24 protein-coding genes and 2 pseudogenes are annotated in these 22133 nt (G+C 41.4%); 22 read left to right on the plus strand and 4 right to left on the minus strand.

From position 1 onward, the window contains the following. Positions 1 to 17 precede the first annotated feature (17 nt). The 8 genes and pseudogenes from rplQ to BLR15_RS03150 form a co-directional block, all read left to right on the plus strand. Positions 18 to 419 (plus strand): 50S ribosomal protein L17, encoded by a 402-nt coding sequence (gene rplQ, locus BLR15_RS03115; protein WP_092984589.1) that lies wholly within the window; start codon positions 18 to 20, stop codon positions 417 to 419. 140 nt (positions 420 to 559) lie between these two features. Next, positions 560 to 1348, plus strand: a complete 789-nt coding sequence (locus BLR15_RS03120; RefSeq protein WP_092984591.1) for an energy-coupling factor transporter ATPase — start codon at positions 560 to 562, stop codon at positions 1346 to 1348. Beyond that, positions 1345 to 2205 (plus strand): energy-coupling factor transporter ATPase, encoded by an 861-nt coding sequence (locus tag BLR15_RS03125; protein WP_092984593.1) that lies wholly within the window; start codon positions 1345 to 1347, stop codon positions 2203 to 2205. The genes BLR15_RS03120 and BLR15_RS03125 overlap by 4 nt, the downstream gene beginning before the upstream one ends. Continuing rightward, entirely contained in the window at positions 2198 to 2995 is a 798-nt protein-coding gene (locus BLR15_RS03130; RefSeq protein WP_092984595.1) for an energy-coupling factor transporter transmembrane component T family protein, read from the plus strand. The genes BLR15_RS03125 and BLR15_RS03130 overlap by 8 nt, the downstream gene beginning before the upstream one ends. Positions 2996 to 3004: 9 nt before the next feature. Next, entirely contained in the window at positions 3005 to 3736 is a 732-nt protein-coding gene (truA, locus tag BLR15_RS03135) for a tRNA pseudouridine(38-40) synthase TruA (RefSeq protein ID WP_092984597.1), read from the plus strand. A 186-nt stretch (positions 3737 to 3922) separates the two neighbouring features. Continuing rightward, entirely contained in the window at positions 3923 to 4360 is a 438-nt protein-coding gene (rplM, locus tag BLR15_RS03140; protein ID WP_092984599.1) for a 50S ribosomal protein L13, read from the plus strand. A 21-nt stretch (positions 4361 to 4381) separates the two neighbouring features. Beyond that, on the plus strand, positions 4382 to 4774 hold the full coding sequence (gene rpsI, locus BLR15_RS03145; RefSeq protein WP_092984601.1) for a 30S ribosomal protein S9: 393 nt from the start codon (positions 4382 to 4384) through the stop codon (positions 4772 to 4774). A gap of 87 nt (positions 4775 to 4861) precedes the next feature. Then, a pseudogene (locus tag BLR15_RS03150) lies at positions 4862 to 5443 on the plus strand (HNH endonuclease signature motif containing protein); the annotation flags it as partial. Between the two features lie 329 nt (positions 5444 to 5772). Here BLR15_RS03150 and BLR15_RS03155 read toward each other — a convergent pair. Together BLR15_RS03155 and BLR15_RS14210 are read right to left on the minus strand one after the other, a co-directional pair. After that, complete coding sequence (locus tag BLR15_RS03155; RefSeq protein WP_374705740.1) at positions 5773 to 6342, minus strand: biotin transporter BioY; 570 nt, start codon at positions 6340 to 6342, stop codon at positions 5773 to 5775. A gap of 221 nt (positions 6343 to 6563) precedes the next feature. Next, positions 6564 to 6938, minus strand: coding sequence for a helix-turn-helix domain-containing protein (locus BLR15_RS14210; protein ID WP_092984603.1), 375 nt, complete (start codon positions 6936 to 6938; stop codon positions 6564 to 6566). A gap of 103 nt (positions 6939 to 7041) precedes the next feature. Here BLR15_RS14210 and BLR15_RS03165 point away from each other — a divergent pair, with 103 nt between their 5' ends. The 7 genes and pseudogenes from BLR15_RS03165 to BLR15_RS03195 all read left to right on the plus strand — a co-directional run bounded on the left by BLR15_RS03165 (position 7042) and on the right by BLR15_RS03195 (position 15095). After that, positions 7042 to 7854 carry a lipoate--protein ligase family protein gene (locus tag BLR15_RS03165; protein WP_092984605.1) on the plus strand — a complete coding sequence of 271 codons (813 nt, stop codon included), beginning with the start codon at positions 7042 to 7044 and terminating at the stop codon, positions 7852 to 7854. A gap of 45 nt (positions 7855 to 7899) precedes the next feature. After that, entirely contained in the window at positions 7900 to 8847 is a 948-nt protein-coding gene (lipA, locus tag BLR15_RS03170) for a lipoyl synthase (protein ID WP_092984607.1), read from the plus strand. Between the two features lie 521 nt (positions 8848 to 9368). Further along, positions 9369 to 9576, plus strand: a pseudogene (locus BLR15_RS13825) (IS30 family transposase); the annotation flags it as partial. A 574-nt stretch (positions 9577 to 10150) separates the two neighbouring features. Beyond that, positions 10151 to 11776: a sensor histidine kinase gene (locus BLR15_RS03180; RefSeq protein ID WP_331465666.1), complete on the plus strand. Its 1626-nt coding sequence runs from the start codon at positions 10151 to 10153 to the stop codon at positions 11774 to 11776. Next, positions 11742 to 12425, plus strand: coding sequence for a response regulator (locus BLR15_RS03185; protein ID WP_092984613.1), 684 nt, complete (start codon positions 11742 to 11744; stop codon positions 12423 to 12425). Before BLR15_RS03180 ends, BLR15_RS03185 begins: the two co-directional genes overlap by 35 nt. A gap of 262 nt (positions 12426 to 12687) precedes the next feature. Continuing rightward, positions 12688 to 14040 (plus strand): CitMHS family transporter, encoded by a 1353-nt coding sequence (locus tag BLR15_RS03190; protein ID WP_092984615.1) that lies wholly within the window; start codon positions 12688 to 12690, stop codon positions 14038 to 14040. A gap of 176 nt (positions 14041 to 14216) precedes the next feature. Beyond that, complete coding sequence (locus BLR15_RS03195) at positions 14217 to 15095, plus strand: pyridoxamine kinase (RefSeq protein ID WP_092984617.1); 879 nt, start codon at positions 14217 to 14219, stop codon at positions 15093 to 15095. Between the two features lie 81 nt (positions 15096 to 15176). Here BLR15_RS03195 and BLR15_RS03200 read toward each other — a convergent pair whose 3' ends face one another. Next, a complete protein-coding gene (locus tag BLR15_RS03200) occupies positions 15177 to 15983 on the minus strand; it encodes an aldo/keto reductase family protein (protein ID WP_092984619.1) in 807 nt (268 codons plus the stop codon). 156 nt (positions 15984 to 16139) lie between these two features. Between BLR15_RS03200 and BLR15_RS03205 the strand changes: the two genes are divergently transcribed. The 5 genes from BLR15_RS03205 (at position 16140) to BLR15_RS03220 (ending at position 19530) form a co-directional block, all read left to right on the plus strand. Further along, on the plus strand, positions 16140 to 16973 hold the full coding sequence (locus BLR15_RS03205; RefSeq protein ID WP_092984621.1) for an NHL repeat-containing protein: 834 nt from the start codon (positions 16140 to 16142) through the stop codon (positions 16971 to 16973). Between the two features lie 61 nt (positions 16974 to 17034). Next, positions 17035 to 17715, plus strand: a complete 681-nt coding sequence (locus tag BLR15_RS03210; protein WP_092984623.1) for a YjjG family noncanonical pyrimidine nucleotidase — start codon at positions 17035 to 17037, stop codon at positions 17713 to 17715. Between the two features lie 67 nt (positions 17716 to 17782). Further along, the gene (locus tag BLR15_RS03215) at positions 17783 to 18499 is read left to right on the plus strand and encodes a 3-ketoacyl-ACP reductase (RefSeq protein WP_092984625.1); all 717 of its coding nucleotides are present in this window, start codon (positions 17783 to 17785) and stop codon (positions 18497 to 18499) included. Between the two features lie 164 nt (positions 18500 to 18663). Continuing rightward, positions 18664 to 18786, plus strand: coding sequence for a hypothetical protein (locus BLR15_RS14360; protein ID WP_281182350.1), 123 nt, complete (start codon positions 18664 to 18666; stop codon positions 18784 to 18786). 3 nt (positions 18787 to 18789) lie between these two features. Continuing rightward, a complete protein-coding gene (locus tag BLR15_RS03220) occupies positions 18790 to 19530 on the plus strand; it encodes a PPK2 family polyphosphate kinase (RefSeq protein ID WP_245696536.1) in 741 nt (246 codons plus the stop codon). 62 nt (positions 19531 to 19592) lie between these two features. Here BLR15_RS03220 and BLR15_RS03225 read toward each other — a convergent pair whose 3' ends face one another. Further along, on the minus strand, positions 19593 to 19853 hold the full coding sequence (locus BLR15_RS03225) for a hypothetical protein (protein WP_092984627.1): 261 nt from the start codon (positions 19851 to 19853) through the stop codon (positions 19593 to 19595). Between the two features lie 171 nt (positions 19854 to 20024). Here BLR15_RS03225 and BLR15_RS03230 point away from each other — a divergent pair, with 171 nt between their 5' ends. Further along, entirely contained in the window at positions 20025 to 21224 is a 1200-nt protein-coding gene (locus BLR15_RS03230) for a PAS domain-containing protein (protein ID WP_143003921.1), read from the plus strand. Between the two features lie 102 nt (positions 21225 to 21326). Next, positions 21327 to 21833, plus strand: a complete 507-nt coding sequence (locus BLR15_RS03235) for a ferritin (RefSeq protein WP_092984631.1) — start codon at positions 21327 to 21329, stop codon at positions 21831 to 21833. Positions 21834 to 22133 lie beyond the last annotated feature (300 nt).

The raw sequence follows: 22133 nt of genomic DNA on the forward strand, positions 1-22133 counted from the left end.
AAAGGAGGTTATTTCACATGGGCTACAGAAAATTAGGCCGTACTTCAAGCCAGAGAAAAGCAATGTTACGTGACCTTGCAACTTCATTGATTGTGAGTGAACGCATTACTACAACTGAACAGCGTGCAAAGGAACTGCGCAGTATCGCAGATAAACTTGTAACGCTTGGTAAGCGTGGCGACATCGCTGCGAGACGTCGTGCAGGTCAAACAGTGCGCAACGTTGAAATTCTTAATGAAGATGGCACAACTCAAGATGCACTTCAAAAATTATTTAATGATATTGCTCCACGTTTTGAAGATCGTCAAGGTGGATATACAAGCATTAAAAAATTAGGCGAACGTCGTGGTGACGGTGCTGAGCTTGTTATCATCGAATTCGTTGAAGGTGCAGTTGCAACTTCAGAAGATGCTGAATAATTAAAAGCAGAGTGAGTGTTAAAATAAAAAGGACAAGATTCTTTTTGTTTAGCTCTACGTATCCTGCAGGCTATAATGAATAAACGCGCGGCTCTTATGCAGGGTACGCGCTTTTTTACATAATAATGGTGGTGGAGAAGATGATAGAAATTAACAACTTAACATATCAGTATCAGGTAGATGCCGCTAAGGTGCTTGATAACGTCTCTCTATCATTTAAATCCGGAGACTGGGTCTCAATCATCGGACACAACGGCTCGGGGAAGAGTACGCTCGTTAAAATAATGATGGGTATTCTGGAAGATTATGAAGGTGAAATACTCATCAACGGTAATAAGCTGACCAAGGAAAATATCGCCAATTACCGCGAGAAATTTGCCATAGTATTCCAAAATCCGGACAACCAGTTTGTCGGAGCGACTGTCGAAGATGATGTCGCTTTCGGCCTTGAAAACCAGGGGGTGGCGAGAGAGGAGATGGTTGAAAAGACCGAGGCCGCGCTGACTGCCGTCAACATGCTTTCATACAGAAGGCATGCTCCGGCCAGGCTGTCGGGCGGACAGAAGCAGCGTGTGGCTATCGCAGGGGCGCTTGCGATGGCACCTGATGTTCTGATACTGGATGAGGCGACCTCGATGCTTGACCCGGAAGGCCGTAAAGATATATTGAATATTCTGGAAGACATCCACCGTGAGAGGCAAACAACATTGATATACATCACCCATGATTTGAGTGAGATCGAAAAAAGTGATTATGCCGTCATTATGAAAGACGGGGAAGTATTGAATCGGGGATCGATTGAACATATTTTCAGTGATACCGATACATTGATCAAAAGCAGACTTGTACTTCCCTACCAAATGCAGATATCCCGTGCGCTTCTAAAGGGTGAATATGTTACACACGGTGAGTTGGTGGAAAAACTATGAATATTGAAGTGAGTGCACTGACCAGCATTTATCACCATAGGACGCCCTTTGAACATATCGCATTGGATGAGCTGACAACGACATTCGAACAGGGAAAGTACTATGCAGTTATCGGACGCACCGGCAGCGGTAAATCTACTTTGATCCAGCACTTGAACGGACTGATCCTGCCGACGAGAGGCAATGTCCGGGTCGGCGACCTGGTGCTGAAGAAAAAAACGAAGCAGAAAGTGATCCATCAGGTGAAAAAACATGTAGGCATGGTATTCCAATTTCCAGAACACCAGTTGTTTGATGAAACGATCTTGAAAGATGTGATGTTTGGACCGCTCAATATGGGACTGTCTCAGGAAGAAGCAAAAGAAAGAGCCGAAAAATATTTATCATTGCTCGGCGTACCGCTTGACCAGATCGGAAGGTCACCTTTCGATCTGTCCGGCGGGCAGATGCGTAAAATTGCCATTGCAGGCATACTTGCGATGGAGCCTGAAGTGCTGATCGTGGATGAACCGACAGCGGGGCTTGACCCGAAAAGTCATATCGAGACTATGAAGCTGTTCAAGGAAATCCAGCAGGAATTCAATATCACCATCATACTCGTCACCCATGATATGAATGATGTCTTCGAATATACGGATGAAGTGAAATTGCTCGGGTCTGGAAAATTGATCAAAGAAGGCAGGACACTGGATATTTTAACCGACGAAAAACTGCTGACCGACCATTATCTTGAGATTCCGGACATTGTGAGACTGGCTCATGATGTCAGCAAAAAAGGCGTGGCGCTCAACAGGATGCCGCGCAATACTGATGAATTCATCACCCTCTACAAGAAATGGAGGGATGAACGTGCTTAGTAATATGCTGCTTGGACGTTATATACCCGGGAACAGTTTCATCCATCAGATGGACCCCAGAGCAAAAATAATTTCAGTACTGTTCTTCATGGTCATCGTATTTTTTGCAAACCACTGGCTGGGCTATTTACTGCTTATATTGTTCATGCTCTCAGTGATCAAGATTGCACAGATCAACATATTCTTTTTATTCAATGGATTGAAGTTGCTGTTTTTCATTCTGATATTCACGTTTCTTCTGCATATATTCTTCACAAGAGGCGGTACGACACTGTTCGAGTGGGGTTTTATTCAAATAGACTCTGAAGGGGTCATAACCGGTATATACATTACGATCCGTCTTGTAATGCTGTTGATCATCACAACGATTCTGACCCTGACAACGAGTCCCATAGAACTTACAGACGCCATTGAAAACCTTGGTGCACCGCTTAAGAAGATCAAAGTGCCGATGCACGAACTTGCGATGATGATCTCAATCAGCCTGAGGTTCATACCGACGCTGATGGATGAAACGGAGAAGATCATAAAGGCGCAGAGTGCCAGGGGGTCCACATTTATGACAGGGAAGCTGAAATCGAGGGTCAATGCACTGATCCCGATTTTTATTCCGCTGTTCATCTCCGCATTTAAAAGGGCGGAGGAAATGGCCGTCGCCATGGAAGTGCGGGGCTATAAAGGTGAGGAAGGCAGAACGAGCTACCGTGAACTGAAGTGGGGGCTGAAGGATACGTCAGCGATCGTAATCATCATACTTTTCGGTGTGATGTTATTTTTAGTAAGGATGTGAACCGGGTAAATGCGGATTTTACTCAAACTCAGCTATAACGGCAAGGATTTTCATGGTTTCCAGTATCAGCACAACTACAGAACTGTCCAGGGTGTCATAGAGAAAGCTCTGAAGAAGATGCATAAGACCTCTGTCAGGATCCACCCATCATCACGGACGGACAGAGGTGTGCATGCACTCGAACAGTACTGTCATTTTGATACGGAACTGAATATCGAACCGGATCAGTGGCACTACATTTTGAACAGGCTGCTGCCGGATGATATCAGCGTCCGGGAAGTGAAAGAGATATCCACGGACTTTCATTCCCGCTTTCATTCGAAGGGCAAGACATACAGGTACAGTATATATACATCTGAGTCGGTCAATCCCTTCCACTTCGGACTGAAGACCCATTATCCGGATCGACTGGATAAAGAGAAGATGCAGGCAGCGATGGCGCCGTTCATCGGTACGCATGACTTTACAAGCTTCTCCAGTGCGAAAGCGGAGATTAAAAATAAAGTCCGGACCATATCTGAATTCAGAATCGAAGAGACGCCTGACGGCTTCGACTTCGTCATTACGGGGAGCGGCTTTCTATATAATATGGTGAGGATCATGGTCGCCTACGTCGTTCAGGTCGGCGCCGGCAAAAGAGAAGCGGCGACCGAAGAGATCATTTCAAGGAAAGACCGGACGATCGTACCCAGGACCGCACCGGCGGAAGGTCTTTATTTAGAAAAAGTGTACTTTGAATAAGCTATAAAAAGTAACTGAATTAGTAATTAATATTGACAAATGACCAGTATAGTAGTATTATAATTAACGGTATAATTTTATATCATTCCCATGATAAGCCCCGGAAACTTATTGTGAAGAGTATATAGAAAAAAGCGAGATTTTTTTATTTTTAGGGAAATATAGTGTGAATCAGGAGGAAAAATAATGCGTCAGACATTTATGGCAAATGAAGCAAACATTGAACGCAAATGGTATGTTATTGATGCTGAAGGAGAGACTCTCGGCCGTCTGTCTTCAGAAGTTGCATCAATCCTGCGCGGTAAATATAAAGCAACTTACACACCACATGTTGATACTGGTGATTATGTAATTATTCTTAATGCAGGTAAAATTGAATTGACTGGTAACAAAGAACAGGACAAAATCTATTACAGACATACAGGTCATGTCGGTAATATGAAATCAATTTCAGCCGGTGAATTAAAAGCGAAAAACCCTGTGCGTCTTTTGGAAAATTCCATTAAAGGAATGTTACCTAAAAACTCACTTGGACGTAAACAGTTAGGCAAACTTTTTGTGTATGCAGAAGACAAGCATCCACATGAAGCACAACAACCAGAAAGCTATACGCTTCGCGGATAAGATTAGGAGGGAATTGATTAAATGGCTAAAGTAGAATATTATGGAACAGGTCGTCGTAAGCACGCAGTAGCACGTGTACGTTTAGTACCGGGAGAAGGTAATGTAACGGTAAATGGCCGTGATATGAGAGAATACCTTCCATTTGAAAGCTTGATCTTGGATTTAAACCAGCCTTTCGCAGTTACAGAAACAGAAGGTAACTACGATGTACTGGTAAACGTTAAAGGCGGAGGCTTCACTGGACAGGCACAGGCAATCCGTCACGGAATTGCAAGAGCACTTCTCGAAGCAGATCCAGAGTACCGTGGACCACTTAAAAGAGCCGGCCTCTTGACACGTGACCCACGTATGAAAGAGCGTATGAAGCCAGGCTTCAAGAAGGCTCGTAAATCACCACAGTTCTCAAAACGTTAATAAATCAACACTTGCAAATCCCTCAACCATTTATGGTTGGGGGATTTTACTGTATATGGGGACGTTTAAATTGGTAGAAAAATTCACAGTAAGACCTTATATAATCGGCTAAAGGACTTAAGAAAAGAAGCAACGTTTTCCGATATGACCAAAACTTTACAAAAACGCTATAAAGGTTGTAAAGCAAAGTTGTATAAGATACAGGATATGGTATTTGTTCCAATCCATGCCCAACGGCATAAAACAAATCTTTGTTTTTCTCAGGACATTTGTAACTATACTGCCGACGGCAGGACTAAAATTCACGACAACCTTAAAGCAATTAACAAAAATGTATTAAGTTCCGTCATGAAAAGATTTATTCCATATCGAACGATTGAATATAATGATAATCGTATTAGTAGATTTATTGCACAATACGGGAAATGTGCTGTCACAGGTATTGAACTTGGCAAAAGTGATTGGCACTGTCATCATAAAAAGCCTTATCATCTCTCCAGAGATGATAGTTATTCAAATTTGATAGTATTACATGAATCGGTACACCGACTTTTACATCTAAAAGATGCTGGTAAAATCAAAATCTTAGTTGATGTTTTACAATTAAACAATAAACAAATAGGTAAAGTCAATGAACTACGGAAACAGTGCAATAATTACACAATTTGATTAGGAAATAAACGTGCTTCATCATGTCATTGAACTGAATGAATTGGATTAGTTGGAGCGCCGTATGCGATGAAAGTCGCACGTACGGTGCTAACGAGGGGGAAAAGAGGGCGATAACGTCAAACTCTTACCTATTCGTATGAAGAACATGACCTTTTTTTACGACAGTATAGTGAAACCTTTTATGGAAGAAGCCCAGCTAAACTTCTTATGTAAAGGTAGCTGAGCTTTATAACCGGATTATGCAAATAACGCTTTAAATAAGTGCAAATTATCGGTCAAAGTGACACTTTTATGGTGCTTCTATTTTATTCAATTAGTGTTTTAACTTATGCAACTTCTTTTGGCATATCTCCAAGGAGTTTTGCTTGTATCAGACGTCTTCTGACAACAATGCCAATCCAGCTGGCTAGAAATGCCTTTATGAATCCTACAGCAAGAAACGGGTATACTCCGGCAGCCAAGGAAGCACTCCATCCAAGATCCAGTACAAGTTTCAATTGAATAGTACCAAAAACCAGTGTTACAAACATTCCCATGATATTTGCGATGACAGCCATGGGGATTGTAAACCTTGTTTTTTCCAAAATGAGACCAGTAACGTACGCTGCGGCTATAAACCCAAAAATATATCCACCTGAAGGGCCTACAAGCACCTGTGGTCCCCCGCTGAATCCAGCGAATACCGGAAGGCCGACCGCTCCAATCGCCATATAGAGCACCATTGCCAATGATCCCTGACGGCTTCCAAGGATAGTTGCTGCAATCCCTACTGCCAGTGTCTGGCCACTGATTGGAATAAGCGGAAGCGGAATTTCCACCTGTGCAAGTATTGCAGTTATAGCGGCAAATATAGCGATCTTAAGCATAATTCTCAGTTTATTACCTTGTCGATTCAATGTAAACGTCCCCCTTTCGACTAAAATTATGTTAGTCGAAAGGGGGATAATTGTCAACCTTTATAATTAAATGGTTTACAATATTACGTTCTACATATCGATCATTAAAAAGAAGTAGCACTTATTTCAAATTTAAGTTTCAATATGCATTGTTCGTGATAATGAAAAAAATACAGAAGTTGAAGTTCCACCACCTTGATATGATACTTCATCAAAGTTATTCAACTGTTTCTTTCTTGGTATGTTTTTATATATTCAATCTTTTCATCCGCCCATTCCATGAAGGCGGGGATATCGACCCATTTCGGCATGCAGCCGCAGTGCAACCGATTGGCTTCGTACTGCCGCTGCCCGGCATCCGGGAAATAGACCGTATGAGTATAGCGATATGTCTTACCATTTTGCTTCTGTGCCTTCACTTGTGACACCGACCCGCGGTCCAGTTCATTTTTGACTGTTTGGCGGTGACAACCGATTGCCCGGGCAATGGCACGGTTCGAATCCCCTTTTTCCTTTAAAACTTTGATTTGTATCCGCTCATCACGAGTTAAGTGTTTGCCGTTGCGGCGTGGCATGTTATCATTAATTTGCGTCATGTGATTTCATCCCTTTATCGCGAATTTAATAATAAGAAAATATCTGTATTTCTTCTATCACTTTAAAAAATTAGGTTGGATCTAATATACGAGGAGGATTATGATGCCAGAAGAATGGGGATTTTTGAATACAGGACACAACAATGCGGCTACGAATATGGCAATTGATGAGGCTTTATTAAATTGGCATAGTAGAGGAGTTATCCCCCCTACATTAAGATTTTACGGTTGGTCAGCACCAAGCCTATCCGTAGGAAGACTTCAAAGAGTAGATAAACGGATTGATTTTTCTGCACTTGAGCGATATAACTGCGATTTTGTTCGGCGTTTGACGGGCGGTAGCGCCGTACTTCATGATGACGAGCTAACCTATAGTATTGTCGTGACGGAGGATCATCCATTCATCCCCACATCTGTTCGTGAAGCGTACCATATTTTAACAAGAGGGATCTTAGAAGGGTATCGTAATTTGGGCATACAAGCTGATTATGCTTACCCATCGAGAGAAGAAATAATTAAAGGCAGATCATCGGTTTGTTTTGAACAGGCTACTTACTATGAACTAATTATTGATGATAAAAAACTTTCAGGCAATGCTCAAGTACGCAAAGATGATGTCTTACTACAACATGGCTCAATTCCAATGAATATTAATGAAAAAATGTTGTTTGATCTTTTCCTTTTTCCATCTGAAAGAATGAGAGAGAAAAAGCGTACTTCTTTTTATGAAAAGGCCATCGCTATTAATGCGATTACAAATCAAAATTACACATACGATATGTTAGTGGACGCTTTTTATCATGGCTTTCAAACTGGCTTGGATGTCAAGTTTAAACCGATGACATTAACCGATGCACAGTGGGATGAAATCAATCAATTGGCAAAAAGCAAATACGAGACGCAAATTATGAATTAAAACAACTACTTACATTATATCAACTACTGAAGGAGTGTACTTTCGATGTCTAAAAAAGAAGAGTACCTGCGTAAACCTAAATGGCTAGAAACTAAAATCAATACTAATGAATCATACTCAGGATTAAAGAAATTGATGCGAGATAAGAAATTAAATACGGTATGTGAAGAAGCAAGATGTCCAAATATTTATGAATGTTGGAGCGAGCGTAAAACTGCTACATTTATGATTCTTGGTGATACATGCACACGTGGGTGCCGGTTCTGTGCGGTTAAAACAGGATTGCCGAATGAATTAGATTGGAATGAACCAGAACGTGTCGCGGATTCTGTACAAATAATGGGGTTGAAGCACGTGGTTGTTACAGCCGTCGCTCGAGACGATTTAAAAGACGGCGGTGCAGCGGTTTTTGCCGAGACGGTCCGGGCGATCCGCAGAAAACAACCTGGTTGCACCATCGAAATTCTACCTTCTGATATGAAAGGTGATTACGAGAGCTTACACACTTTAATGAGCAGTGAACCAGATATTTTTAACCACAATATTGAGACTGTGAGAAGATTGACAAAAAAAGTGCGGGCTAGAGCAATGTATGATAGGTCACTAACCCTGCTTCAGCGTGTGAAAGAAATTGCGCCTGACGTACCAACGAAATCAAGTCTCATGGTGGGCTTGGGAGAAGAGAAAGAAGAAATCATTGAGGCGATGGATGATTTATTGGCACATGATGTGAATATCATGACAATCGGTCAGTACTTACAACCGACGAAAAAACATTTGCGGGTCGAGCGTTATTATCATCCAGATGAATTTGAGGAGTTGAAACAGATTGCATTATCAAAAGGTTTCCGTCATTGTGAGTCTGGCCCGCTTGTCCGTTCTTCTTATCATGCAGATGAGCAAGTCAGTCAAGCATCAGCACAGCGTCGCATTGACTATATGAAAGGTTATGAAACCCAGGAAAACACGCAGGTTGACTTTACATTCAAGTGATGAACATAGTGATTATGAATACCTGTAATTATTTTGTTTCAACAAGTCAAGAATTCTCTTTCGGTGTGTGGTTCAGGCAGTTCCTTTTTCCGGCGTACTCTGAAAGACCTCGTACCCTTTAAGGTGTTCCTGAAGGAAAAATGCCAAACTGATAAGGTCTGACGTACTGTTCATCTAATGTATGTCAGACCTTATATTTTTCTTCGTTTCCTCAAAGGTTTTTCAAAGAAAATGAGGAGCGTATATTGCTGTTCTTAGACCACTTTACAGTATTGAATTGAGGGAGGCTTGGAGTCTAATGATGTAATTATAATAATGCTTTTTCATATCTGGTAAATACTTCGAATTGGGTGTGTCTTGTCCGATAGCTTCAGCCCGTAACATTGTCGGTGATCCTCCACAGCATAACCCAATATCATTTATGTCGATACGATGTACATTACCAGCCTATTCAGTGATTTCATAACGATTATGATACAGTGAATTCAACGCAGTCGTGACAGTCGTTTACAACGGCAGGTGTTACACTAAAACCAGAAGGCCGGAACGGCGCAGGATGTCGAGCTTACCATCATTACATGGTGTTAAAAGATACCCAGAAGCCCATTCAAATCCATCACTTTCGACTGCGGCAAGGAATTCTCCAACTGGCAATCGATAAGCAATCGGAATGACCTGTCCATCTACCTCGCCGATCCAGGGACACCATCCCAGTGGGGGCTGAACAAATTTCAAAAACCATCCTTCCTGAACTAGGAAAAGAGTAAATGATTAAAATATTACCTCTCGAGTGTACAGGTTCATTGAAAATTCTGTACACCTGGGAGTTTTTTTATGACAGGAGCATGGTGTGATCTCCAATTTCGTGTTGTTATCGTTTAAAATTATAATCACCAGTCATATACTCATTCACCACTTTGAGCTTTAATTCTATTGAATATTTTTTCATATTTTTTCGCATATAAAAGGCTCCTTAAAGTTGAATTTGGAGTGCAACTTTAAGGGGGCACTTCCCGAAGATGGTGAGTGTTTTTTTGTAGTCCTGCTAATACCAGATCATTATGTATTTAAGGTGACGCATTTGGATAAGTATTCGGTAAAATAGTATAACTGATATAGAAGTGATGCTGCTGATGATTTAAAATTAAATCATATCCTCTATTTACATCACTGTATTTTAATTATTTGAACATCATTGTAAAGGAATAGATTCGAATCAGAGTTATAGAGAAGGGGAACCATTTCTGAATAAAAGTTATTAAAAAGATAATTTAAATGTTAAAGGAAGTTGAAGCTTTTGAAAGTGTCACTGCAGACTAAAATACTGATTCTGGTATTATCACTTGTACTTTTTGTCATTGTTATTTTAACGGCTTCCTTTTCTTATTCCGAAGCAAAGGACATAGAGGAGGAAAGGGGACAGACGGCATTAAGGATTTCCAAGACGATTTCTTTCATGCCTGAATTGACAGATGTTCTCCAATCAGACGACCCCGCACAAGTGATTCAGCCGGCTATGGAAAGAATAAGAAAACAAATAGATGCTGAGTTTATTGTTATAGGAGATGAAGACGGTATTCGGTACTCCCACACCAGGCCTGAACGAATCGGCGAGGAGATGGTCGGGGGAGATAATCATCGGGCGCTTGAGGAAGGTGAATATTATATTTCAAGGGCAGACGGCTCATTAGGCCCCTCGCTTCGAGGGAAATCACCGATTTTTGATCAGGATGGTGAAATTATCGGGATTGTGTCAGTCGGGTTCCTTGTGGAAGATATTCAAGAGCGGATCTTTGATGATGTGATTAATGTGATTTACCAATCAATTATTGTATTTTTAATCGCCATTGTGGGCAGTGTCATGCTGTCGAGGAATATCCGCAAGGACACAATGGGTCTGGAACCTTATGAAATAGGCAAATTATACACAGAAAGGGATGCCATCCTGCAATCAGTCAGAGAAGGTATTTTGTCATATGACATAGATGGCGGGATTACGATGATGAACCAGCCCGCCAGAAAACTGTTGAATGTAGAGGGCAGTTTTCAGGATTCCAAAATCGAAGACTTATTGCCCGGCTCCGATCCTCGCCAGGTTTTTAAAACGGGAGAACCCCAAATGGACCAGGAATTGTTATTGGAAGATAAGACATTGATTGTAAACCAGACGCCGATATTTCATAAAGATGAAGTGAAGGAGGTTGTCGCCTCATTCCGTGATAAAACTGAATTTGAACAGATGCTCAATACCATTTCCGAAGTACAGAGTTACTCGGAAGATTTACGTGCGCAAACCCATGAATTTACAAATAAATTATATGTATTATCGAGTTTATTGCAGTTGGGTGAATACGACGAAGCGGTTCATATGATACAAAGTGAAACGGCAGATTTACAGATTAAAAATCGTATACTCTTTAATCAGCTTGAGGACACAAAGATACAAGCTGTAATATTGGGGAAAATGGGGAAAGCGTCCGAGCAAAAAGTTGACTTTGACATCGATTCAAACAGTTCTCTCCAAACACTGCCCGAACATATCAAATTGACGCACCTTATCGTAACCCTCGGGAATCTTTTAGATAATGCGTTTGAAGCGGTTGCTGAGGATAACAACCATTCCTATGTAACGTTTTTTGCGACAGATCTTGGGAATGATATCATTTTTGAAGTCCATGATAACGGCACTGGTATTTCCGAAGAAAATAAGGCGCTTCTTTTTACCAGGGATTTCACTCAAAAGAAATCTCATGAGCGGAGAGGTTATGGACTGGCAAATGTTCTTGAAACCGTCACCCAGCTTGGAGGACTGGTTGAAGTTCACAGTGAAATCGGAGAAGGCTCTGTATTTACGGTATACTTGCCTAAAGAACAACAATGGGAGGGAAACGACAATGGAGACGTTAAAGGTCGCAATCGCAGAAGATGATTATCGTGTAGCCGATGTTCATGAAAAGTTTCTTGAAAAAATCTCCGGTATAGAGGTGGTCGGAAAAGCCTTAAATGCCGAGAAAACTCTTGAGCTTCTAGATACCACAGAGGTCGACCTGCTGCTGCTTGATGTTTATATGCCGGATCAACTGGGAACAGACATCATTCCGACTATCCGCCAAAATTATGAAAACGTTGATATTATTATGATTACAGCAGCGACGGATAAAACATTCGTGGAAAGAGCAATGCGGCACGGTGTGCAAAACTACTTAATTAAGCCTATTACAATTGATCGGTTTACAAATACAATAGAGCAATATCTTAAAGACAGGAATTTATTAAAAAATAAAGAAGAAGTAAATCAAGATGTTGTGGACAAGCTGTTTAAGAATTCAGAGGAACATAAAAGAGAAAATGAACAGATGCTGCCAACGGGTATCGATGCCAACACTCTTCATAATATATTAGAGGTCCTTAAGACCAGTCAGGACGGCTTGTCTGCAGAGGAAATAGGTGAGAAAATGGGGGCCTCCAGAACGACAGCAAGACGATACCTGGAATATTTGATTTCCATAGATGAGTGTCGTTCAGAGGTGGAATATGGAGCAGTCGGGCGCCCGGAGCGTAAATATTTATTAGGATGAAGCGTTTCAATTACACATGATTTCTGTATACACATAATGGTTTTAAACCATTATGTGTTTTGTTCATTAAAACCAAAGAAAACACAGGAAAATAGTTTTAAAAAACAATAAAATCACAACATTACATAGACTGAGTTATGTTATACGATGTTAATAAGATTTTGAATATTGGACTAATTCATTATAAAACGAATACTATTTTTCAGTTATAAATGAAAGCGCGTTCATTCATAAGGAAGTTTTATTAACAGGAGAAAAGAATATGAGTCTGAGTTTAATTGGAATTTTAACGATTTTAACCATCGTTGCATTACTGATCTGGAACAAAACCTCACCAATTATTATAATGATCATCCTGCCGGTCGTCGGTGCTCTGATCGCCGGTTTTGGTGTCGCGGAAATTGGCGTCTTCTTTGAAGATGGTATTGCCCAGGTTATGAATGTTGTGGTCATGTTCATATTTGCCATAATATTTTTTGGAATTATGCAGGATGCCGGTCTTTTTGAACCGATAATCAATAAAATGATAGATTTATCAGGCGGTAATGTAGTAAAAGTTGCTGTGGCGACCGTGCTGATTGCAATGGTCGGTCAGCTGGACGGTTCAGGTGCATCGACATTTCTTATAACGATACCGGCACTCTTGCCGTTGTATAAAAGGTTGAAGATGAATCCTTACTTACTTCTCTTACTGATAGCGGGGAGCGCGGCGATTATGAACATGGTCCCTTGGGGAGGACCGCTCGGACGTGCTGCTTCTGTACTGGGAATGGATGCAAATGAGCTTTGGCAGCCGCTGATTCCTGTTCAAATTGTAGGTTTACTTTTAATGGTCGGGCTTGCTGTTTTACTTGGTTTCAGGGAACAACGCAAAATTGAAAATGAATATGGATTGGTTGATGGTGCCAAGGCTCAGGAAGAGACGTCCGAAGGAAATGATGAAGGTCCTTATGAGGCTAACAGCAAAGAAACCGATTCAAAAGGAAATTCACTTGAAAGACCCAAACTTATCTGGGTGAATTTGATTCTGGCGCTTGCTGTCATCGGTATTCTGGTCTCGGGTGTTATTCCATCAGGCTTTGCCTTCATGTTAGGGGTAGCTGTTGCATTGTTGATTAACTATCCAAATATAACAGATCAGACGGCCAGATTACGTGCCCATGCGCCCAGTGCGTTGACAATGGCAGGTATCATCCTCGCAGCCGGTCTGTTTTTAGGAGTACTTACAGGATCAGGTATGCTGGATGCCATTGCTGAAGATTTCGTAACGATACTTCCTGAAGGCGTGACGCAATATATTCATCTGATTGTCGGATTTTTAGGTATACCTTTTGATATGCTGTTGAGTACAGATGCTTATTATTTCGCATTATTCCCGATTATAGAGCAGATTGCTTCGACAGTCGGAGTCGATTCCCTGTCAACTGCCTATGCCATGATTATCGGAAATATCGTAGGTACGTTCATCAGTCCATTGGCACCGGCAGTTTGGCTGGCACTTGGATTATCTGGCCTTGAAATGGGTAAACATATCCGTTATTCATTCTTCTGGCTGTGGGGACTGAGCCTCGTATTGATTGTTGTAGCTGTAGTATTTGGTCTCATCAGTGTTTAAGATATTATAATATTTTTCATAGGCGCAAATGTTTTCTTTTGATGAGTTGTGGTGACTTCATTATAAAGAACATTTGCGCCATTTTTATACCCGGTTACTGAAAAATTATGAATAGTACCTGTGCTCTTGATTTGTTACAATGATAAGTGTTAATCAACAGTGAAAGAGTGATATCATTGTACCAACCGCGTGTATTAGTGATTCAGGATATTTCCGCCAGCTGCCGCATATCAATGAATGTTGCCCAGCCGATTCTCAGTGTTCTGAACAACGAAGTGAATGTGTTGCCGACAGCTTTACTCAGCACCCATACGACTTCAGGCTTTGAGGACTACACATACCTTGATCTGACAGAGGAAAGTGACAAAATTCTCGAACACTGGCAGGAGCTGGGCAGAACTTTTGACGGCGTGCTGGTTGGTTATATGGGCTCGGTGGAACAGATCAGACGCAGCCGTGCAATAGTGGATACATTTTTGAATGAGGATGGTTTATTCGTTCTGGATCCTGTGATGGCGGATCTCGGTGAACTGTATGACGGTTTCACAGAAGAATATGTTGATGAGATGTGCAGACTGAGTGCGCGTGCAGACATCATCATTCCAAACATTACAGAAGCGGCATTTTTGACCAGGACGGAATTTGAATCAATTGATGATATAGACATTTCGAAGCTCATTCATGATATGGCGTCAATCAATCAGAAACATGTCATCATCACAGGTGTAAAGACAGAAGACCAGATGGGTGCAGCGAGTTTCAATTATTCCAATGAAGGATTCGATGTAAAGTATGCACCCTTCATAGCAGGTCATTTTGAAGGCACAGGCGATTTGTTCACCAGTGTGGTGGCCGGTTTGATGCTTCAGGGAAAATCTGTACATCGTGCGATGGAAATTGCAGTGATTTATGTAAATAAAGTGATCAAAAGGACGAACGCGTCCAACAAAGAAATCCGCTACGGGGTGCAGTTTGAAACGGATATTCCTTATCTGATCGGGCAATTGTATAACGAACAGTCGGATAAGGAAATTATAAACATGCTGAACGCCTAGAAGGATACTGTGGGTTCATACAAAGAGGGGCCGGGATTTTCTCCGGCCCCTGTATTTGCCATTTAATGCATTGACTCGTATTTATAACGCATTGATGCGTTTACGATCTTCTTCCGTCAGTTCAAAGTCGAAAATATCCAGGCTTTGTGCCTGGCGGTCTTTGTTGTGGGATTTAGGAATGACGATGACATCCCGTTCAATCTGATAGCGCAAAACGACCTGCGCGGGTGTTTTCCCATACTTGCCGCCGATTTCATCGAGAACTTTTTCGGCATCACCTTCTAAGCCGCCGAGCGGTCCCCATGCGATGGTGGCAATATCATTCTTTTTATTATAATCGATCAGTTCATCGTTCCAATTACCGACATTGGATTTGATCTGGTTGACAACCGGTTTGACTTTGCCGTGCTCAAGTATCAGATCAAGATGTTCTTTCTCAAAATTGGACACACCGATTGATTTGAATACGCCGCGATCATAATAATCTTCCAGGATACTCCATGCTTCAATAATCTCATCATTATCATCCCATGGGAAATGGATCAGGAATGTATCAAAATAATCAGTCTGTAATTTCTCCAGACTCTTCTCAATCTCTGCATGGGCCCAGTCGGCACCATGATAACCTTCCATTGTATTCAGCTTCGTAGTAATAAAGAACTCTTCACGCGGAACAGATGATTTTGCCAGTCCGTCTCCGACCACTTCTTCATTGTTATACAACTGCGCAGAGTCGAAATGACGGTAGCCGTTGTCGATTGCCCAGTCGATTTCCTCAGTATCGCCCCTTAACGCGCCTTTGAATTCGTTTCCTTCTTTACCGTATGTGTTAGTGCCGCTTCCGACAATTTCTATTTCAACATGATCATTCAGTTTAATATTTTTCATCTTAATACCTCCTATGATATCAGTCTCACAATGGCTATACCCAGTGCGTGAATCAATCAATCTGGTTTTGTTCCTGTTTCCTTGAAGAATGAGCGTTCTTTTTTGGTAGAATGGATGTGAATGTATAACAGATGATTTTGATCAGGAGTGATGAATATGACTGACATGGTATTCAGATTAGGGGACAGAAGATACAGAGTGGATAGTAAATGGGCGGATGATGCAAGGCAGTACATCAATAATGTTTCGGCTGTTGCCAGTGATAAAGGCAGGTATATTTACGTCCTGCAGAGAAGCGACCCTTTCATGCTTGTTTTCAATACGGAAGGAAAGTTTGTAGACCAGTGGAGCAATCCAGAAATTACAGATGCTCACTATCTTGATATCAGTCCCGACGGCGAGGTCTATGTGGTGGAAAGAGATCATCATAGAGTCGTCGTTTTTAACAGGGAGGGGGAAATGCTCCGAATTATCGGCGATAAATATAACCCGGGAAATGTCGGCAGACCTTTCAATCATCCTTCAGATATATCCTTTACAAAAGAAGGGGAGTTCTTTGTATCCGACGGTTACGGTAATACGCATGTCCATCATTTTAATCAATCAGAACAACTTCTCAATACATGGGGACGGATTGGTATAGATATAGGCAGTTTCATTACACCGCATGCAGTTCTGGTCGATCAGAAAGAAAGGTTGCTTGTGACCGACCGTGAAAATAACAGGGTGCAGATTTTCGACTACAGTGGGAACTATTTGAAGGAATTGTCCAATGTTTTTCATCCGATGGATATATGTCAGGATAAAGACGGTTTTATATACGTGACGGACCAGGTGCCGTCGCTGCACGTTTTTAGTCCTGACGATGAATTCCTCGGCAGATGCCGTACATTTGGTACATTCGGCCACGGGGTCACTGTCGATGAACAGGACGACATTTATATAGCTGAGATGCTGCCCGACGGGCTGACGAAGATGACAAGGATGTAGACTGCATAAAATCTCCTGATTTTTTACAGTGAAGTCATAACTATTTACAAGGAGCATTGACATGTATAAAGCTATTTTTCTGGATATCGATGATACGGTATTCAATTTCAAAAAATGCAGTGAAAAAGCACTGGAAAAAACATTTTCAAAGATGGAACTGGAATATGATGAAAACATCTATGATGTATTTACTGATATTGACGAAGCATTGTGGGCAAAGCAGAAAAGAAATGAAATGAGTGTGGCTGAAGTGCTTGATGTGCGTTTTGTCCAGCTCAAGGAGAAGATTGGACTCGATTATGACAGTGATCAGGTCAGGATGAACTTTGCCCATTCACTCGGACAGCAATATATTATGGAACCGGGCATTGAGATTATGCTTGAAAGATTGTCCGGCTTATATAGAATTTATGCCGCATCCAACGGTGTTTTGGCGATGCAGGAGAACAGGCTGCAGCTGTCAGGATTAAGAAAATATTTCACTGATCTGTTTGTCTCCGATGATATCGGCTATCAGAAACCGGATATCAATTATTTCAAAGAATGCCTGAACAGGACGGGTTTGGAGACATCTGAAATATTGATGGTGGGCGACAGTCTGATTTCCGATATCTTGGGAGCAAATGCTGCCGGCATCGGATCATGCTGGTATAACCCGTACGGTCTGGAAAACAACTCTGAAATTGAAGCGGATATGGAGATCAGCCATTTAAATGATCTGAGCGGTATTTTGGATGTCTAAGTTATGTTATGTATGCAAATCATGCTAAAATTATCAATGGAAGATAAGATATGAAGGAGATTTATATATGCAAAACATAAGCGGTAAAACAGCATTGATTACAGGCGCGGGACGAGGCATCGGCCGTGCGGCAGCGATTGCGCTTGCAAAGGAAGGCGTCAACATTGGACTTGTCGGGCGCACGATTAAGCACCTGGAAAAAGTACAGGAAGAACTTAAAGGCTATGATATTAAAACTGCAGTGGCGGCAGCGGACGTATCGGATATGGAAGCCATCACTTCAGCGGTGGAGACAATCCGCGGTGAACTCGGTCCGATCGATATTCTGCTGAACAACGCAGGGATTTCAAAATTCGGCGGTTTTATGGACCTGACGCCTGAAGAATGGACGAATATCATCAATGTCAATGTCAATGGCGTGTACTACACGACACGTGCGGTACTGCCTGAAATGATCGAGAGAAACAGCGGTGACATCATCAATATTTCATCTACTGCAGGGCAGAAAGGCGGCCCCGTTACAAGTGCCTACTCTGCATCAAAAGCTGCAGTCATCGGCCTGAGTGAATCCCTGATGATGGAAGTACGCAAGAAGAATATCCGCGTGGCGACGATGACGCCAAGCACGGTGGCGACAGATATGGCTGTCGAACTTGATCTGACGGACGGCAACCCTGAAAAGGTCATGCAGCCGGAAGACATGGCAGAACTGATTGTGGCACAGCTGAAATTGAATCCGCGTGTCGTTCTGAAACATGCCGGATTATGGTCCAACAATCCTTAATGGAATGATTATAAAAATATGCGCTGTCAGAATAAAACTCTGGCAGCGCATTACTGTTACATTGGAATATTAATTCAATCTCAGGAAGGTCTATGTTTCATATTTACGTTAGGGTGGAATAGTAGTTCACGTTGATACCAAATATAACATAAGGTGGTTTCTTGATGAAAATAAACACCAATGATTATAAAGTACCAGCCACAAAAGAATTCAACTTGAACGACTACCCGACTTTTCTGAACCTGGAAAAGTCGGAACAGGATATTAAGAAAGAATATATTCCATAGCTTGTGGAAACACTGAAGGCGCTGCACTGGAAACTTTTTGCGGAAGGCAAGTCCGGCATCATGGTTGTTCTGCAGGCGCTTGATGCTGCAGGTAAAGATGAGGCGATCAGCTTCGTCTTTTCGAATTTAAACGCACAGGGCCTCCGGACGACTTCATTTGGCAAGCCGAGTGAAACGGAAAAGAAACATGATTATTTATGGCGTCTGCACGACGGGCTTCCTGCGCGGGGAGAAATATCTCTTTTGAACCGTTCATACTATGAAGAAGTGATTGTAAAACAGGTGCACAATGATATAGAGGACTATGAATATCCACCCGGTACAAAAATTGAAGACGTATGGCAGATGAGATACCGTCAGCTCAATGATCATGAAAAGTATCTGGTCGAGAATAATATTCACGTCATCAAATTCTTCTTTCATGTTTCAGAAAGTGAACAGAAAGACAGACTGCTGAAACGTATGAAAAATGAAGATAGGCAGTGGGAATTTTCATTTAATGATGTGGAAGAACGCGAGTACTGGGATGATTATCAGAAGGTTTTCAATGATGTGCTCAACAATACTTCCAGTTCCTACGCACCGTGGTATGTGCTGCCTGCCGACAACGAATGGTTATCGAGAGCGGTGATTACGAAAGTGATGAATGAGAAACTGAAAGAAATCAATCCTGACTTTCCGACAATCAGTAAAGATAAGGAAAAGGAACTGAAAGATTATATTGATAAGCTGGAAAAAGAATAAATGGTGACACAACCTCCTTCCCAGATGGGAAGGGGGTTGTGCTATACATCAGTCTGCTGTGATCATCTGACATCATTTGTCTCTCTGAAAGATTTTTTCTGGATGAAATAAGCGGCTGCGGCAGCAATCAGGCCGGTGAGTAAAGTGATGACAGGTGTGAAAATGCTGCCTGATACCGTTGTTTCCTGAGGGAGAACGGCACTCTGACTCCATGCATCTCCCACAGCGGCTGGAGACAATGCAGTGATAATCATTCCTGATGCAGTTTGGAGTATCACGAACAATAATACAAAGCTGATAATGAAGAGCAGGAAATTCTTCAAAATTGTACCTCCCATCAATATCCTTTTTACTTATTTTAACATAGGGTCATAAGTGATGAAATTGTTAAATTTTATGAAAAATCATTCATTAAGAGGTTAAATGATATATAATAGATGTATTATAAATATATGTTTAAACCGTAGCATCAAATACAAGTATGAGGTGATTGAGTGTCTAAAATAATGGAAGATGTAAACAGTATACAGTTTCTTCTGACAAGAGTACGGGATGGTGAACAGATTGACAGCATTAAGCCGGATTACAGTGACCACGTGGAAAAGCTGGATCTGATCAATGTTTTCAAAGCGGTTCTGCAGGTGAATCATACGAATAAAGATATAACGATATACGATATAAAAAGATTTTTTGAGATTCATCAGCACTTATACGGTCACGATGTAAGCGAAATCCATATCAGTGATGATATGAATCATCCGCTGCATGTGTTGAAAAAAGAGAACCATCTCCTTTCAGACTCTCTGAATATCATCCAGCTGCTCGTCGATGATGTTGAAAACGGCGAGGAGAACCTGATTGATACGCTGGTTGCCGAGGTGAAAAGGCTGGGTGAGATCAACTGCCATTTTAACCGCAAGGAAAAATTGTATTTTCCAATACTTGAAAGATACGGCATCTATCCGCTGCCGCGGACGATATGGAAACAGCATGACCAGATCCGTCTGTTGATTAAAGGGCTTGGCAACCGTCTGCAGAAAATTGACAGTATAGAATTCCGCAATATCAGAAGGACTTTTGATGATTTGAAAACTAAATGTGAAGAGATGATTCTTGAAGAGGATTTTTTGATCATACCGATCACACAAATATTATTTAAAGAAAAGGACTGGCTCGCCATTGCACATGAAAGTTCAGCATTTGGATATTCTATAGAGCTGGATGGCCGCTACCGGGGCTATGTCGGCAATCAGAGAGTCAAACCGTTGAACGATACCGAACAGCTGCAGTTTGGCGGCGGCTATCTGACTACGAAAGAAGCGAATCTGATACTCAACAACTTGCCGGTGGAAATTACATTTGTCGATAAGAACGGCTTGTTCAAATACTTCAACAATATTGTTGAATCATCAGAAATGATGTTCATAAGAACCCCGTTGTCTATCGGAAGGAATGTCGCCAACTGCCACCCGCCAAAGAGCTTAAAAAAGGTGATGTATGTCATACGGGATCTGAAAAATAAGGTCAAAGAGACCGAAACGATGTGGTTTAAGACGAAGGACAAGTACATACACATCACCTACAAGGCAGTTTTCGACGAAGATGATGAATTTATGGGCATACTTGAATATGTGCAGGACATCCAGCCGTTCTTCGAGCTGCCGAGTGATATGAAGAGAAATGTCAGCAAGTAAACATCCGTATAAATTAGAATAATTATCAACAACCAGGCCCTTTCCTTTGATATTTACACATGAAACTAATTATAATGGTTGTAAGAAAGGGAGGTACTCTATATGTTATCAGACAAATTAAAGCAGGCTTTAATTGATCAGATGAACCACGAATTTGCAGCAGCCCATGAATATCTGGCGATGGCTTCCTATTGTGAGGACCGCAGTTACGATGGATTTGCGAATTTTTATAAGCAGCAGGCAAAAGAAGAACGATACCATGGCACGAAGATTTATAATTATTTGAATGATCGAGGCGTTCACGCAAAATTCCAGGGCATCCCTGAACCAAAAAATGAATACGATTCGCTGCTGGATACTTTCAAGCAAGGTCTTGAACAGGAGCGTACAGTGACTAAAAATTTCTATCAGATTACCGATATCGCAACAGAAGACAGAGAGCATATGACATTATCATTTGTCAGATGGTTCCTGGATGAACAAGTTGAAGAAGAAGCGACATTCGAAACACACATCGATTATTTGGAGAGATTGAAAGACGACGGCAATGCGTTATATGTTTATGAGCAGGAGATGGCAAAAAGGCAGTTTGATGCGCCTGAAGAATAGAATACTAACATATTCGGCACTTTCTGATATGGAAAGTGCTTTTTTTGATGGATAATAATCTTAATATTATAATAACGGTTGACATATCATCAAAATATCTATATATTTTATTTATCAGTAGCAAATATATTTTGTAGCCAAAGAAAGCTGATGGCCGATGAAAATCAGCACATGATATTTGTGAATTGGACAGATTTTAAAATTTAAGTGATTGATCAAGAGTGAACATTAATTTGTTAATTAAGGTGGCACCACGGTGACGCGTCCTTATTTGGATGTGTTGCCGTGGTGTTTTTGATT

The sequence above is a fragment of the Lacicoccus qingdaonensis genome, assembly GCF_900101075.1.
GTDB lineage: Bacteria > Bacillota > Bacilli > Staphylococcales > Salinicoccaceae > Lacicoccus > Lacicoccus qingdaonensis.

Coding starts and splice junctions, on each gene's coding strand:
- BLR15_RS03235 (WP_092984631.1), top strand. CDS start 21,327: ATGTTATCAGACAAATTAAAGCAGGCTTTAATTGATCAGATGAACCAC.
- BLR15_RS03205 (WP_092984621.1), top strand. CDS start 16,140: ATGACTGACATGGTATTCAGATTAGGGGACAGAAGATACAGAGTGGAT.
- rplQ (WP_092984589.1), top strand. CDS start 18: ATGGGCTACAGAAAATTAGGCCGTACTTCAAGCCAGAGAAAAGCAATG.
- BLR15_RS03165 (WP_092984605.1), top strand. CDS start 7,042: ATGCCAGAAGAATGGGGATTTTTGAATACAGGACACAACAATGCGGCT.
- BLR15_RS14360 (WP_281182350.1), top strand. CDS start 18,664: ATGAAAATAAACACCAATGATTATAAAGTACCAGCCACAAAAGAATTC.
- BLR15_RS03215 (WP_092984625.1), top strand. CDS start 17,783: ATGCAAAACATAAGCGGTAAAACAGCATTGATTACAGGCGCGGGACGA.
- lipA (WP_092984607.1), top strand. CDS start 7,900: ATGTCTAAAAAAGAAGAGTACCTGCGTAAACCTAAATGGCTAGAAACT.
- truA (WP_092984597.1), top strand. CDS start 3,005: ATGCGGATTTTACTCAAACTCAGCTATAACGGCAAGGATTTTCATGGT.
- BLR15_RS14210 (WP_092984603.1), bottom strand. CDS start 6,938: ATGACGCAAATTAATGATAACATGCCACGCCGCAACGGCAAACACTTA.
- BLR15_RS03210 (WP_092984623.1), top strand. CDS start 17,035: ATGTATAAAGCTATTTTTCTGGATATCGATGATACGGTATTCAATTTC.
- rplM (WP_092984599.1), top strand. CDS start 3,923: ATGCGTCAGACATTTATGGCAAATGAAGCAAACATTGAACGCAAATGG.
- BLR15_RS03185 (WP_092984613.1), top strand. CDS start 11,742: ATGGAGACGTTAAAGGTCGCAATCGCAGAAGATGATTATCGTGTAGCC.
- BLR15_RS03125 (WP_092984593.1), top strand. CDS start 1,345: ATGAATATTGAAGTGAGTGCACTGACCAGCATTTATCACCATAGGACG.
- BLR15_RS03200 (WP_092984619.1), bottom strand. CDS start 15,983: ATGAAAAATATTAAACTGAATGATCATGTTGAAATAGAAATTGTCGGA.
- BLR15_RS03190 (WP_092984615.1), top strand. CDS start 12,688: ATGAGTCTGAGTTTAATTGGAATTTTAACGATTTTAACCATCGTTGCA.
- rpsI (WP_092984601.1), top strand. CDS start 4,382: ATGGCTAAAGTAGAATATTATGGAACAGGTCGTCGTAAGCACGCAGTA.
- BLR15_RS03120 (WP_092984591.1), top strand. CDS start 560: ATGATAGAAATTAACAACTTAACATATCAGTATCAGGTAGATGCCGCT.